Source organism: Pyramidobacter piscolens W5455 (genome assembly GCF_000177335.1).
Lineage (GTDB): Bacteria > Synergistota > Synergistia > Synergistales > Dethiosulfovibrionaceae > Pyramidobacter > Pyramidobacter piscolens.
In genome coordinates this window covers 12,954-27,187 of sequence record NZ_ADFP01000055.1, presented here as the reverse complement: position 1 = coordinate 27,187, position 14,234 = coordinate 12,954, and the positions used below count along the sequence as shown (strand labels likewise).

The following is a 14,234-nucleotide window of genomic DNA, read 5'->3' as shown; positions in this document are numbered from 1 at the left end:
GGCGTTTTTGTCCTTTCGATTTTCGGCCCTTATCCCGCGGCGCGGGACATGACGGCGAGAAGGAGCTTTTCCAGCCCTTCCCAGCCTTCGCCCTCGCCGCTGCGCTCGCTCCAGGACAGGCGGATCAGCTCGCCCAGCCACAGCGACAGGAGTTCGGGGCCGTAGGTCTGCGCCATGGCGCGGGCCGTCTTTGTCTGAAAATTGGTGAGATGCACCGCTCCCGCCCCGGCATCGCCCAAGCGAGCCGCGAACATGGCGCCGCGCACGCGCTTATGCACCGCCGCAAGCGCGGGGATCAGTTCGCCTTCCTCGCGCAGGACCGCGAGGCTTTTCACGGCGGCGGCGACGTCGGCCTTGGCGACGGCGTCGAGCAGGTTGAGCACGCCTTTGCCGCCTTCGTCCATGGAGAGGGAATTGACCTGCTGCACCGTGATGCGCTTGTTCGGCGCCGCTTTGGCCAGCTTGTCCACCTCGCTGCGCAGCTCTTCCTCGTCTTCGATCCACTCCGCCAGCAGCGCCGCCGCCGCGGCGTCCAGAGTGCAGCCCGAAGCGCGGGCAAGCCTTTGCAGCCAGCCGACGCGCTGGTTCGGCCAATAAGGCGCCGCTTCATAGGGTACGGAAAAGGCCGTTTCGAAAACGTCGCCCAGTTCCTTCCGCAAAGGTTTGTCGGAATGGATCAGAAAGATCACGTCGGCGTCGCCGCGCTCGACATATTTTTTGTACGTGTCGGGCAAAACGCCCAGCGACCGGCCGTCGTCGACCTCGAAAATCCGCCGGGGGGCGAAGAGGCTCGGCGTCAGAGCCTCTTCGAACAAATCGGGCCACGCGGCCGTTTCCAGACGCCGGTCCAGCACGTAGCCTTTCTTTTCGTAAGCGGAGAGCGTTTCCGCGCGAAGGCGGGGCTGAGCGCCCGCCGGCGCCGCGATGAGCACCAGCGCGGGCATTTACTTCACCACCAGGTTGACCAGCTTTCCGGGAACGACGATAGTCTTGACGATCGTTTTGCCCTCGAGACGCCGTTTGACCGCCTGGTCGGCCATGACGGCGGCCAGCAGCGCGTCTTTGTCCAACCCGGCCGGCAGTTCGAGTTTCTCGCGCACTTTGCCGCTGAACTGCACGGGCACCGTCACCGTCTCGCTGACAGTCAATCTCTCGTCATACTCCGGCCACTTCGCCAGCGACACGCACGGCGCGTTGCCGATCTTGGCCCACAACTCTTCGGCCAGATGCGGCGCATAAGGCGACAGCAAACGGGCGAAGACGTCCATCATGCCGCGGTAGCACACGTCGGCCTTGCCGGCTTCGTTGACCAGCACCATCATCTGCGAAATGGCGGTGTTGAAGTTCAGCGTCGCCGTATCGTCGCTCACCTTCTTGATGGTCCGGTGCAGCGTCTTTTCCAGTTCGGCCGGCACCGGCTCGTCGCTGAGGGGCTTTTCGCCCAGCTTCCAGACCTTTTCGAGGAAGCGGTACACGCCTTGAAGCCCCTGCGTGGACCAGGGTTTGGACATCTGCAGCGGCCCCATGAACATCTCGTACAGCCGCAGCGAATCGGCGCCATAGTTCTTGACGATCTCGTCGGGGTTGATGACGTTCTTGAGCGACTTCGACATCTTGGCGACGACGCGCTCCAGCTTCACGCCGGTTCCCTTTTCGACGAACATGTCGGGGGCAAGTTCTTCCACCTGATCCACGGCGACCAAGGATTTGTCGGGACGCTGATAGGCGAAGGACGTAATCATGCCCTGGTTGACGAGGCGGGCAAAAGGTTCGTCCGTGTTGACCAGGCCAAGATCATAGAACACTTTGTGCCAGAAGCGGGCGTACAGCAGGTGAAGCACGGCGTGTTCGGCGCCGCCTACGTACAGGTCGACCGGCATCCAGTAGTCGATTGTGTCGCGGGCCGCAAATTCCTTGTCGTTGTGCGGGTCAAGGAAGCGTAAATAGTACCAGCACGAACCGGCCCACTGGGGCATGGTGTTGGTCTCGCGCCGGGCGGGCGCGCCGCAGACGGGGCAGGGCGTGTTCACCCATTCTTCCACGTTGGCCAGCGGCGATTCGCCGGTACCAGTCGGTTCATACTTCTTCACCTCGGGCAGCAGCAGAGGCAGCTGCTCCTCGGGAACGGGCACGGTGCCGCAGTGCGGGCAATGGATCAGCGGCATGGGTTCGCCCCAGTAGCGCTGACGCGAGAAAATCCAGTCGCGCAGTTTGTAGTTGACGGCTTTTTTGCCTTTGCCATGTTCTTCCAGCCACGCAATGACCGCATCGATTGCCTCCTGCATGCCAAGGCCGTCGAGGAAGCCGGAATTGACATGGGGGCCGTCGCCTTCGTAAACTTCTTCCTGCACGTCCACGTCGCCTTTCAGGACTTCGACGATAGGCAGGCCGAATTTTTTGGCGAATTCCCAGTCGCGGCCGTCGTGCGCCGGCACGGCCATGATGGCGCCGGTACCGTAGGAGATCAAAACGTAATCGGAGATCCAAATCGGCACGCGCTGCTCGTTCAACGGGTTGACCGCATACGCGCCGGTGAAGACGCCGGTTTTTTCTTTGTTCAGTTCCGTCCGTTCGAGCTCCGACTTGAGCGAGGCCTCGCGCACGTATTCCCGCACCGCTTCGCGGCATGCGGAGGTCGTGATCTTCTCCACCATCGGATGTTCCGGCGACAGCACCATGTAGGTGACGCCGAAAAGAGTGTCGGGACGAGTCGTGTAAACTTTGAGATTGCCGTGACCGCCCTCGATCTCGAAGGTCACTTCAGCGCCGACGCTCTTGCCGATCCAGTTGCGCTGCATGATTTTGATCGGCTCGGGCCAATCGAGCTTGTCCACATCGTTCAACAGGCGCTCGGCGTAGTCCGTGATCTTCAGCACCCACTGGCGCAGGTTGCGGCGATGCACTTGATGGCCGCAGCGTTCGCAATGGCCTTCTTTGACTTCCTCATTCGCCAGTCCCGTCTGGCACGAAGGACACCAGTTGATGGGGATCTGCGCTTCGTAGGCCAGCCCTTTCTTGAATATCTGCAAAAACAGCCACTGAGTCCACTTGTAATATTCGGGATCGCAGGTGGAGACTTCGCGGTCCCAGTCATAGCTGAATCCCAGTGATTTGATCTGAGCGCGGAAAATGTCGATGTTCTTCTCCGTCGTCACCTTGGGATGAGTGCCCGTCTTGATGGCGTAGTTTTCGGCCGGCAGTCCGAAAGAATCGAATCCCATCGGGTGAAGCACATTGTAGCCGTTCATGCGCAGATAACGGCAATAAATATCCGTCGCCGTATAGCCTTCGGGATGCCCCACGTGCAGACCCGCTCCCGAAGGATAGGGGAACATGTCCAGCACGTAGCGGCGCTTGTCGTCAGGCACCGCGGGATCTTCGAACGTCTTGAAGGTTTTGTGCTCGTCCCAGTAGTTTTGCCATTTTTTTTCAATTGACCTGAAATCGTATTCCATGTGGAAACTTCCTCCTCGAAAATTCTTGCGACAAGAAAAAATCACCGCGATTATAGCAGTTTTTCGGGATCTATTCACAAAATTTTGAAAAACTATGGCTCAACCACATTGGCACGGGCCAGCGCTTCGCTGACCGAAAGCACGCGAATCAGTTCGATCTCAGCGTCGAGCTGCGGCTTCTCCTCGCGTGAGCTGACCACGGCGCGCTTGAAACCCAAACGCGCCGCTTCTCGCAAACGCTGCGCCAGACCAGAAACGGGACGCACTTCGCCGGCCAATCCGACTTCGCCGATCAGGCAGCATTCGGACAGGACATTCTTCCCCGTCAGCGCCGAAGCCATCGACGCCGCCAGCGCCAAATCGGCGCCGGGGTCGTGGATCTCCAGCCCGCCGGCGACGTTGCAGTAAATGTCGTCGCGCAGCGAAGGCAGAGCGCAGCGGCTCTGCAACACGGCCAGCAGCATGCCGATCTTGTTGGCGCCGAGACCGATGCCGGCCCGCTTGGGATAGGCGAAGCTGCTCTCGCTCGCCAGCGTTTGGATTTCGGCCACCAGCGGCCGCGAGCCTTCCATGATCACGGTCATGACGACGCCCGACACAGCGCCGTCGGATCGATTCCAGTAAAGATAGCTGGGGTCGGGAACTTCCGTCAGCCCGTCGCTGCGCATCTCGAAAATGCCCATTTCGTCGGTACCGCCGTAGCGGTTTTTGCTGGCCCGCAGTGTGCGGTACACCGACGAATTGTCGTCAGCGAACATAATCACCGCGTCCACCATGTGCTCCAGCAGCATGGGACCGGCGATGCGTCCTTCCTTGGTGATGTGCCCGACCAGCACCATGGGAACGCCGTGTTCCTTGGCGTAATTAACGCAAACCTGCGCCGTGGCGCGCACCTGCGTGGGCGTGCCAGGCCAGCCTTCAGCCTGCGACGTACGCATGGCCTGGACGCTGTCCACCACGATCAGGCTGTGGTCCTTCGCCAGCGCCAGAGCGTCGTCGATGACCGTGTGACAGCAGACGTCGAGCCCGTCGTGAAGAATTTTCAGCCGTTTGGCGCGCAGCCCCAGCTGCGACGGCGATTCTTCGCCGGAAATGTAGAGCACGCGGCGCCCCGCCGCCGAGATGTGTCCGCAGACCTGCAGCAGCAGCGTCGATTTGCCGATGCCAGGCTGACCGCCCAGCAGCACGACGCCGCCGGGCACCCAGCCGCCTCCCAGCACGCGGTCCAGTTCGCCGAAACCGGACGCAAGCCGCCCGGGCGGTTCCAGCGTGCTGATGTCCACCGGCGTGAGAATCTTCGCCGTGCCGGCGGCCGCCATGCTGGGCGCGACGGGGATCTCCTCTTCCAAGGTGCCCCAGGCGCCGCAGCGCGGACATTTGCCCGAAGGGACCAGGGAGACATAGCCGCACTCGATGCAGCAGTACCGTTTGCCGTCTTTTTTCGCCATGATTCCTCCTCAGTCCTTTTGCAGCCGGAAACGCTAACGCTTGTAGCCGATGATCCGGTTCAGCAGATTGCGGCGCGCTTCGATGTCTTCCGCCGTTTCGACGCCCGCCGGGGGAAAGCCGTCGATCACGCCGGCGATACCGCGTCCCTGTTCGGTCTGGGCGACAAGGATCTGCAGCGGATTGGCCGTCGCCGCGAAAACGCGGCACACTTCCTGACAGTTTTTGACGCGGTCCAGCACGTTGAGCGGGTAGGCCTTGCGCAGCACGATGAAGAACGTATGGCCGCAGGCGATCGTCTGGGCGTTCTTCACGGCCAGGTCCACCATCTCCTGATCGTTGCCTTCGTAGCGGATCTTGCAGTCGCCCGACGCTTCGCAGAAGGCCACGCCGAACTCCATGCCCGGCGCCGAGGTCGCCATGACTTCGTAAAGGTCTTCCGCCGTCTTGATAAAGTGACTCTGTCCGACGATCACGTTGCAGTCTGCCGGAAACTCCGCCTGCACAATGTTCCATTGAATGTCCGCCATCGTATTCTCCTCCATTTCGAGCGTTTTTTGAGAGCTTGTTCAATCATACAACTTTGCCCGTAAAATCGCGACAAAAAAATATCCCGCGTCCTTCGGCGCGGGATATTTTTTTCAATTGTGCCAGAGTTACTTCTTTTTCTTCAGTTCATTGATGACGTCGGCCGTAAGATCAACGCCGCCGAACTGAACGGCCTGAGAATCAAGAACCACGTCGCAGCCCTTGTTCTTGGCCACGGTGCGGACGGCCTGGCGGATCTCCTTGTAGATGGGCTCCTTGAGCTTCATCTCTTCCTGCGCGGCTTCGCGGCGTTTGGCTTCGATCGTCTCGGCGCCTTTCTTCTTGTCGGTGACCTTTTCGAGGGCACTTTTCAGTTCCTGCTCCTTGGAACGATACACCGCTTCGATCCTCTTGCTGACCTGCTCAAAGTTGGGATGATTGAAAAGGATCCTCTGCATGTCGGCCACGCCGATCTTTGTATCGGCATAAGCCGCGCCGGCAATGGCTAGCGTCAAAGCCGCAAGCAGTGTAAAGACACGGAAAAACTTCTTCATTTGGTAATTCCTCCTTGGTTCAGTCTGTTTTGACGTGGTCATTGTACTGCAAAGACGCGATTCCGTCCAGACCGTTGAAAACAACAATATATATTTATCGTCTCTATCTCGACCGCTGCGCAACCTGCGTGACTCTCTGCGTGGATCTTCCCGGGGCGCTCCTGTAATTCAGGGTTTTAATCAAGAAACAGCGCCGGGTTGCCAATCCGCCCATAACGGCGTTTTCATGCGCGCCGGAGGCGTGAGTCGCTGTCATGCCCAAGAGGAAGCTTGACCTGAAGCGGGCTCTCGGTGTTAAATTATGCCGTATTTTTCGCCGGCCCGTCGGCCGTCATGAACAAAAGAATGTCCGGAGGTTTTTCCATGCGCGTTATGTTTGCGATCTCGATCGTCATTTTCCTGTACGAAACGTTCAGCATGATCTGCCCGCTGCGGCTGCCCCTCGGGGGCAAGCTAGCCGCCGCGGCGCTGCTGCTGGCGGGGGCTTTCAAGAATTCCATCTACCAGCGGCTGGGTGGCGGCATGTTCTTTGCTCCGGACCTGCCGCGCTGGGTCATGATCGCGGGCTCGCTGCTCTACAATCTGCTGATCGTGGCGCTGTTTCTGCTGCTGATCAAAGACGCGCTCTGGCTGCTGTGGAAGCTCTGCGCCCGCCAGCCGTTTCCCGCCGCCGGGGCTTCGCTGCTCGTCTTCGTCCTCGCCGCGGCGCTGACCGTTTACGGCACGTGGGAAGCCATCCGCGTGCCCGACGTCGCCGAGCGCCCCGTGACGATCCGCGGGCTGCCGCCCCAGTTCGAGGGGCTCAGGGTGGCGCTGCTCGTCGATCTTCACGTCAGCGCGCTGAATCGCCGTCCGCTGGTCCAGGCCATCGTCGACAAAACGATGGCGCTCAAGCCCGATCTGATCCTGATGCCCGGCGATTTCGTCGACGGTCTGATCAGTCAGCGCAAAGCGGATCTGGAACCGCTCGCGCAGCTGAAAGCGCCGCTGGGCGTTTTCGGCACGTCGGGCAATCACGAATACTATTCGGGCTTCGACACATGGATGAAGCAGCTGCGCAAATTCGGCGTCACGATGCTGGAAAACGAGCACCGCGTGCTCGTCCGCGGCGAAGGCAAACTGATCCTGGCCGGAGTGCCCGACCAGCAGGGATCGAGCATGGGCTACGCCGCGCCCGATCTGGACAAAGCGCTGGCCGGCGCGCCCCAGGGCGCGCCCGTCATCCTCATGGCTCACCGCCCCGAAGCCGCGCGTGAAAACGCGGCCCGCGGCGTGGCGCTGCAGCTGTCCGGACACACGCACGGCGGCATGATGCCGGGGCTCGACCGGCTCGTCGCCCGCTTCAACGGCGGCTTCGTCAAGGGCTGGTACGACGTCGGCGGCATGAAACTGTTCAACAGCCCCGGCACGTCGCTCTGGAACGGTTTTCCGCTGCGGCTCATGGATCCCGCCGAAATCACGCTGCTCACGTTCCGCGCCGCCAAATGATCTCTCGACAAAAAAACAAAGAAGCGCGTCTTCCGCAATCGTTTCAACCGCGGAAACGCGCTTCTTTTTCCATCTCTCCGACTCTCTTCGCCGATCAAAAAGCCTGTGCCGACTTTTGATCGAATACCGGCTTTTCTCAACGATTACAACGCCAGACTCTCGATCGCGCCGAGGGACTCCTTCTCCGCCGCCGTCAGCATTTCGCCGCCGGCAGAGGGGCTTTCAGGAACTCTTCCACGAAATCGCCCAGGTAACGCACCGTTCCCTCGAAGATCTCGCGCCCCCACGCCGCGTCGGCCTTGGCGCAGCTGTCGTCGCCGCCGCCGAAGGTGCCCGTCTTGGTGAAAGCGTCCGTCGAGCGGATGATCTTCACCGTGGCGCCTTTGAAGGCGATCGCGTTGCCGTACGCGCTTTTCAGTTCCGGCGTCAGCGACCGGATCTCCTCGGGGACAAAGTTCTTTTCCTTGCGCACCCAGTCGGGGCGCAGCGCCATCATCACCACCGCCTCCTGACCGCCGCCGTGGCCGCCGCCCCAGCGCGGATCCAGCTCGCGGGCGATCGTCCACCAGTCCAGGATCGCCCCAAGGCCGCCGCGCTCGTAAATCCCCAGACAGGCCGCCTCCAGTGCCGGATCGTTGCCGCCGTGACCGTTGAGAAATGCGAAACGGCGCACGCCGGCGTTCATCAGATGCTCGGCGACGCTCGTCATCACCGACTGCAGCGCCGCCGTGCCGATGTCGATCGTGCCGCTAAACTCCGTGTGATAAGGGCACACGCCGTAGGGCATCGTCGGCAGCACGACCAGGCGATCGGGATACTGTGCCTCGAGCCGGCGCGCCATCTCTTCCGGGATCGCGAAATCGGTGCCCAGCGGTCCGATCGAGCCGTGCTGCTCGGTGCTTCCCAGCGGGACCAACGCCAGCAGATCGTCGGAAGTCGCTTCGTGGAACTCGTGCCACGTCATCGAAGCCAAATACATTTTTCAATCCCTCCCATACTTCCGGCAAAGAGAGAGCCCCGCCGCGCGCCGGGCGGCTTGCAGCAGGGCTCTCTGCGATTCTTAGGCGAAATGCCGCTTCAGCGTCTTGTCCGAAGCCCTGCGGGTCACCAGACTGACGACGGTCATGACGATCATCGCATACGCCCAGCAGACTATCAGCGGGTTGAAGCCGAACGCCCAGCCGGGACGCTTCAGCGTCATCAGGACAAAAAGCGCCTCGCCCACCGCCACGCCGGCGAACGCGCCCGCGCGGGTCGCGCCCTTCCAGTAGAGCCCCAGCAGCACCGGCGCCGTCCAGATCCCCAGCCCGCCGAACGCGAACAGGATCAGCTTGAAGATCGTCGCGGGACGGGAAACGCCGAAGCAGATGGCGATCACGCCGATGATCACCGTGACGTAGCGCGACAGGCGCAGAATCTGGCCGTCGGTCGCCTGCGGATTGACGCGCCTCTGATAAATGTCGCGCGTGATCGCGCCCGTGGCGGAGATCAGCAGCGAGTCGATCGTCGACATGCCGGCCGCCATGATGCCCGTGATCAGCAGCGAGGAAATGACGGGCGAAAGACTCTTCTGCAGCAGCAGCGGCACGATGAAGTCGATGTCCTTGCCCTGCAGTCCGGGAATGGAAACGATGCCGTTGACGCCCGACCACTCGATCAGCGTCGCGGCGATCCACATGCCCAGCGTGCCGAGAATCGTGGCCTTGAACATGACCTTGTAGTCTTTCATGGCGAAGAACTTCGTCACCAGCGTCGGCTGCGAGATCGAGAAAAAGCTCCACAGCACGATCATCGACACGTAGTTCGCCCAACCGTAAGCCCTGCCAACGCCGGGATGAGACATGTAGGCGGGATTGAGCTCAAGCAGCTTCGTCGAGATCGCCTCGAAACCGCCGCCCAATCTGACCGATACCACAAACGTGACGATCGCCGTGGCCAGCATCAGACCGCCCTGGATCACGTCGGTAAGCATGGCGCCGCGAATGCCGCCGCTCATGCAGTAAAGGATGACCACGATCCCCATGCCGACGATGCCCACCCACTCGGGCGCGCCCGTATAAACTCGCAGGATCACGCCGGCGCCGATGGTCTGCGCCCCCATCATTGGGATCATGAAGATGATCATCAGCAACGCCTGGAACGTGCGCAGGCCGTTGGACTCGAAACGGTCGCCCAGATAATCGGCCAGCGTCAGAAAGCCTTGCGTATGCCCGAGCTTGATGAGTTTGCGACCCACCAGCAGGGCCGGAATGATCATGGAGAACACCAGCCCCGGCACGGAAATGGAAAGCCCCGCGAAGCCGACCTTGTAACAGGTCGCCGGGCAACCCATGAACGTGCTCATGCTGTACTGCGTGGCGAAATAAGCGAAGCCGCTGACGATGGCGCCCGCTTTGCCGCTCATGACGAAGAAGTCCTTCAGCGTAGTGGTGTTTTTCGCCGAAAAATAACCGATGCCCGCCATCAGCACAAAATAAAACGCCAGAACGCCGTAAAAGACCGACGGAATCGGTTTGAGCATTGTCCCTACGTCCATGATAAACTACGCTCCCTTCTCCTCGTCAAATTCGTGGTACTCGGGGCGGCGCATCGCCTGCGCGTAGAACACGACGATCAGGACCATCGTGATCGCCGTGTGGACCGTCCAGCCAACGATGAAACTGGGCAGCCCGTAAATCACGGGGATGTAGCGGGTCGCGTAAAAGAACGGGAACGGAATCATGATGACAAAAAACAGAAAACCGAAAATCAGCGCCCACTTCTTCTCGAATTTATTGCTGAAAATATCCATCCAAGCTACTCCTCTCAAAAGAAACGCCTCAACACGCTGCGCCTTCGGCCGTAAAAGCTTTCCCCCCAGACCTCAGATACCGGCAAAAATGTATCCAATAAATTGCGACTTAAGTATAATAACTTTCTTCATGCATGTCAATCAGTCCATTTTAAGAAAACTATCGAAAACAGGCGTCTTTTTCCGTCAAAAGCTTATCACAGAAAGAACAAAAACCGGCGACGCTCCGTCGAACGCTGAAAAACAGTCAGCGCGCGACGAAGCGTCGTCAGTTTTGCGTACAAAAAATCTTCTTTCTACAGCTGCGACAGCAGTTCCTCGACCGTCTTCTTGCCGAACATCGGCTGGCCGTCGTTGACGACGTAGCAGGGAACGCTCATGACGTTGTATTTTTCCCGCAGCGCCGGGAAATGATTGAGATCGTAAATGTCGACGGAAACGCGCGGATTCAGCGAAGCGATACGCTCCGCCGCGGTCACCAGCTCCGGGCACATCGTGCAGGTCAGGCTGACCATGACCGTCATGTGGACGTCGCGGTCGAGTTTCCGAATAAGGGCTTTGGTCTGGTCATCGAGCCGCTGCCCGGGGCCGGCGAGGTTGTACAGTCCGAGCACGAACGAGGTGAACTCGTGCCCGCCGGGAACGCCGTGGAAGGCGACGCCCGTTTCGCTGCCGTCGGCGCGGCAGATTTTCACGCAGGGAGCGCCGTCGCCGTCCGTCGCCGCGCTTTTTTCCACGGTGAGCTTGTCCGTGAGGCGCGCCAGAGCTTCCATGTAGTTTTCCAGCTCGCGCGAAACGGGCCGTTCGTCCAGCGTCAGGCGCAGGATCAGCGGCGATCCCATCTTGGCGAACAGACCGTTCAGCTGCCGGACCATGTCGCCGCTGAAGAGGCCGCCGTCCGGCGAAACCGCCGGCGCGCTTTCCGAGCGTCCGGAATCGACGGGCCGATGCGCGGCCGCGCGCTTGTGGGGAACTTCCGGCTTCAGTCCCGTCTTCTTCTGCATTTCCGCGCAGTACTTTTCAAGTTCGGTCGCGGCCAGCGCGCCGTCGCCGACGGCCGTGACGACCTGGCGCAATTTTTTAATGCAGACATCGCCGGCGGCGTAAATGCCGTCCACCGAGGTCTTCTGCTGCCGATCGGTGACGACGTAGCCGTGCTCGTCCAGTTCGACGATGCCCTTGACGAGTTCCGTGCTCGGCGAGTAGCCGGCGAAGACGAACACGCCGAAGGTGTCGCCGTTCTCGGGCTCGAAGACTGTGCGTTCGCCGGTCTTGCCGTTGACGTAGACCAGACGGCGCAGCACAGAGTCGCCCGAGACGCTCTCGACCGCGGTGTTGGTGAGCACGGTGATCTTCTCGTGCCGCTTCGCCTCGTCGGCCGCCGACTTGGCGCAGGAAAAATCGTCCTTGCGGATCAGCACGGTGACGTGCGAGGCGTACTTGGTCAAAAAAACGCTCTCCTCCGCCGCCGCGAAACCGCCGCCGACGACGAAGACCGGCTTGCCCGCAAAGAACTCGCCGTCGCAGGTCGCGCAGTAAGCGACGCCGTGGCCGCGAAAATCCAGCTCGCCCTCGAAGCCGACCGTGCGCGGGTGCGCGCCCGTGGCGACGAGCAGACCGAAGCACTCGAAAACGCCGCGGCTGGTCGCGACTTTGCGCACGTCGCCGCCGGCGTCTATGCCCGTGACCTCGGCCAGCAGGAACTCGGCGCCGAAACTCTCGGCCTGGCGGCGCATCTTTTCCGTCAGCTCCGCGCCGCTGGCGCGCTCGACGCCCGGATAATTGACCACTTCGGACGTGATCGTGATCTGTCCGCCGAATTTTTCCTTCTCCACGACCAGCACGCGGTAGCACGCCCGCGCCAGATAAAGAGCGGCGGTCAGTCCCGCAGGACCGCCGCCGACAATGATGACGTCGTAGAGATTTTTGCCGCCCGCGCTCATTTAGAGCGCCCCGACGAGGTCAAGGCTCGGCTTCAGCGTCTCCGCGCCGGGCTGCCACTTGGCCGGGCAGACCTGATCGCCGTGCTCGGCGACGAACTGGCAGGCCTGCAGCTTGCGCAACAGTTCGTCGGCGTTGCGGCCGACGTTGCCGGAATTGACTTCGTAGGCGACGATCCGCCCCGCGGGATTGACGATGAACGTCCCTCTTTCGGCGATGCCTTCCGCCTCGATGAGGACTTCGAAATCCTTCGCCAGCGCCTGCGTCGGATCGGCCAGCATCGGATAGGTCAGCCTGGAGATCTTCTCGGAGTGGTCGTGCCACGCCTTGTGCACGAAATGAGTGTCGCAGGACACGGAGTAAATTTCGCACCCGGCCGCCTTGAACTTTTCGTAATTGTTCTCCAGATCTTCGAGCTCCGTCGGGCAGACGAACGTGAAGTCCGCGGGATAGAAGAAAAACACGCTCCACGTGCCGAGGATGTCGGCCTTGGTGACAGTCTTGAACTCGTTGTTCTGATACGAAGAGACTTTGAAATCGGAAACTTCCTTGTTGATAAGAGACATATGGAATTACCCCCTTGATGTTTTTTGGATTAGCGTTGATTAATACCGACTAAAAATATCATATTTCTGCGCGATGTCAAGAGGGAAGTGCGCGGAAAATCTCTTTTATCACGCCGGGTCCGGGGCGCGGTTCCAGGTTACAGGTCTTCCTCCTTGACCGCGGGGCCGACGTACCGATCCATCACGAGCGCCAGATAGAGATTGAGGCAGGTTCGGAAGTCCTTCAGGTCCAGTCCCGATTCCTTGTTGAGCTTTTCGAGGCGATAAATCAGCGTGTTGCGGTGCACGTGCATGCGCCGCGCCGCCTCGACCAGCGAAAAACCGCTTTCGCACCACTCGCGGATGGTCTCGCGCATCTGCTCCCAGTCTGGATAACGCCGGAACGCCCCGGTTACGGCCTGGACAAAGCGCGTGCGCACGGGCGAATCGATCGTGGTGATCACGTCTTCGAGGCGGTAATCGGCGATGTTGTACACGCCCGGCTGCTGGCGGAATTTCTTGCCGAGAAACAAGGCTTTCCAAGCTTCCTGATAGCTTATCGCCAACGCGGAGATGCCTAACGCCAGCGAGCCGATGCCGATGGCGGCCTTGAGACCGAAGGATTCGATGGCTTGGAGGATCTTTTGCGCGCGCGCCGTCGCTTCCTCGAGCATGGATTTTTCATGCTCTATCTTTTCAGTGCCGGCCGCGAAAAGGATCACGAAACGGTTGTTGCCGAGCATCGCCGAAAGATCGCGCGGCTCGGCGAAGAGTTTGCGGATCGAAGCAAGCACGGCTTTCTTCACGTTGAGAATGCGAGTCTCGGCGTTCTCGCTCTGGCTGCGCATCTGCTCGCGGACCTGCAGGGCGAAACGGCCGAACTGGTAAAGGTCGACGGCGATGGGAATGTAATGCCAGGTGCGGTCGTAACCGTATTCGGACACGCGCGACAGGAGCAGCGCTTCGTTGCTGACGCCGGGGACGAAGGAGCCGATGTCCTGAACGAGGTTCTGCAGCGTGCTCTCGCGATTGACCGAATAGGCGTACAGCTCGCGCTCGCGCAGCAGCAGTTCGATCTGCCGCTTCACGATCGTGGCGAAAGGAGCCACTTTTTCAGGATCTCCGGCGATGGCCACGGTGCCAGCGATCTGGCCGTTCATGCTCTGAATGGGCGCCGTCACGCCGGGCAGCGTGCCTCTGAGCTGATGCGCCTGCCCCTCGCCGGTGCGAGCGTTCTCTCCGCTGGCGACGACGGAGAGCGACGCTTCGTGAAACTGTTCAAGACGGTCCGCGTTGCTGGAACCGACGACAACGCCTTCCGTATCGGTGATGATCACGTCGAAATTGATGGCCGAAGCGACGGCAGCGGCAATTTCTTGGGCGCATTTGCGCAGCAGGATATTTCCCTCTGAATTCTGTTCATACATTTTTCTCACCTTGTGCTTAAAGTATAAACACAGTCAATATTTAGCCATAAATTTTATAT

General features: G+C 60.5%; 12 protein-coding genes. 1 reads left to right on the top strand and 11 read right to left on the bottom strand.

Features of this window, described 5'->3' with window-relative positions; all coding sequences use genetic code 11:
* Positions 1–29 precede the first annotated feature (29 nt).
* The 5 genes from holA to HMPREF7215_RS05150 all read right to left on the bottom strand — a co-directional run bounded on the left by holA (position 30) and on the right by HMPREF7215_RS05150 (position 5,983).
* Positions 30–944 carry a DNA polymerase III subunit delta gene (holA, locus tag HMPREF7215_RS05170; RefSeq protein WP_009164637.1) on the bottom strand — a complete coding sequence of 305 codons (915 nt, stop codon included), beginning with the start codon at positions 942–944 and terminating at the stop codon, positions 30–32.
* The gene (gene leuS / locus HMPREF7215_RS05165) at positions 945–3,455 is read right to left on the bottom strand and encodes a leucine--tRNA ligase (protein ID WP_009164636.1); all 2,511 of its coding nucleotides are present in this window, start codon (positions 3,453–3,455) and stop codon (positions 945–947) included.
* Between the two features lie 92 nt (positions 3,456–3,547).
* Positions 3,548–4,903, bottom strand: a complete 1,356-nt coding sequence (radA, locus tag HMPREF7215_RS05160; protein WP_009164635.1) for a DNA repair protein RadA — start codon at positions 4,901–4,903, stop codon at positions 3,548–3,550.
* Positions 4,904–4,936: 33 nt separating this feature from the next.
* Complete coding sequence (locus HMPREF7215_RS05155; protein ID WP_009164634.1) at positions 4,937–5,431, bottom strand: adenosine-specific kinase; 495 nt, start codon at positions 5,429–5,431, stop codon at positions 4,937–4,939.
* 126 nt (positions 5,432–5,557) lie between these two features.
* On the bottom strand, positions 5,558–5,983 hold the full coding sequence (locus HMPREF7215_RS05150) for an OmpH/Skp family outer membrane protein (RefSeq protein WP_009164633.1): 426 nt from the start codon (positions 5,981–5,983) through the stop codon (positions 5,558–5,560).
* A gap of 363 nt (positions 5,984–6,346) precedes the next feature.
* Between HMPREF7215_RS05150 and HMPREF7215_RS05145 the strand changes: the two genes are divergently transcribed.
* Positions 6,347–7,471 (top strand): metallophosphoesterase, encoded by a 1,125-nt coding sequence (locus HMPREF7215_RS05145; protein ID WP_198004562.1) that lies wholly within the window; start codon positions 6,347–6,349, stop codon positions 7,469–7,471.
* Between the two features lie 193 nt (positions 7,472–7,664).
* Here HMPREF7215_RS05145 and HMPREF7215_RS05140 read toward each other — a convergent pair whose 3' ends face one another.
* The 6 genes from HMPREF7215_RS05140 to HMPREF7215_RS05115 all read right to left on the bottom strand — a co-directional run bounded on the left by HMPREF7215_RS05140 (position 7,665) and on the right by HMPREF7215_RS05115 (position 14,175).
* Complete coding sequence (locus tag HMPREF7215_RS05140) at positions 7,665–8,450, bottom strand: creatininase family protein (RefSeq protein WP_009164630.1); 786 nt, start codon at positions 8,448–8,450, stop codon at positions 7,665–7,667.
* 81 nt (positions 8,451–8,531) lie between these two features.
* Entirely contained in the window at positions 8,532–10,007 is a 1,476-nt protein-coding gene (locus tag HMPREF7215_RS05135; RefSeq protein WP_009164629.1) for a sodium:solute symporter family protein, read from the bottom strand.
* 6 nt (positions 10,008–10,013) lie between these two features.
* Positions 10,014–10,262, bottom strand: a complete 249-nt coding sequence (locus HMPREF7215_RS05130; RefSeq protein WP_009164628.1) for a hypothetical protein — start codon at positions 10,260–10,262, stop codon at positions 10,014–10,016.
* A gap of 296 nt (positions 10,263–10,558) precedes the next feature.
* The gene (locus HMPREF7215_RS05125; protein ID WP_009164626.1) at positions 10,559–12,205 is read right to left on the bottom strand and encodes an FAD-dependent oxidoreductase; all 1,647 of its coding nucleotides are present in this window, start codon (positions 12,203–12,205) and stop codon (positions 10,559–10,561) included.
* A complete protein-coding gene (gene ahpC / locus HMPREF7215_RS05120) occupies positions 12,206–12,769 on the bottom strand; it encodes an alkyl hydroperoxide reductase subunit C (RefSeq protein WP_009164625.1) in 564 nt (187 codons plus the stop codon). It abuts the gene before it with no gap.
* A gap of 137 nt (positions 12,770–12,906) precedes the next feature.
* Positions 12,907–14,175 carry a CdaR family transcriptional regulator gene (locus HMPREF7215_RS05115; protein WP_009164624.1) on the bottom strand — a complete coding sequence of 423 codons (1,269 nt, stop codon included), beginning with the start codon at positions 14,173–14,175 and terminating at the stop codon, positions 12,907–12,909.
* Positions 14,176–14,234 lie beyond the last annotated feature (59 nt).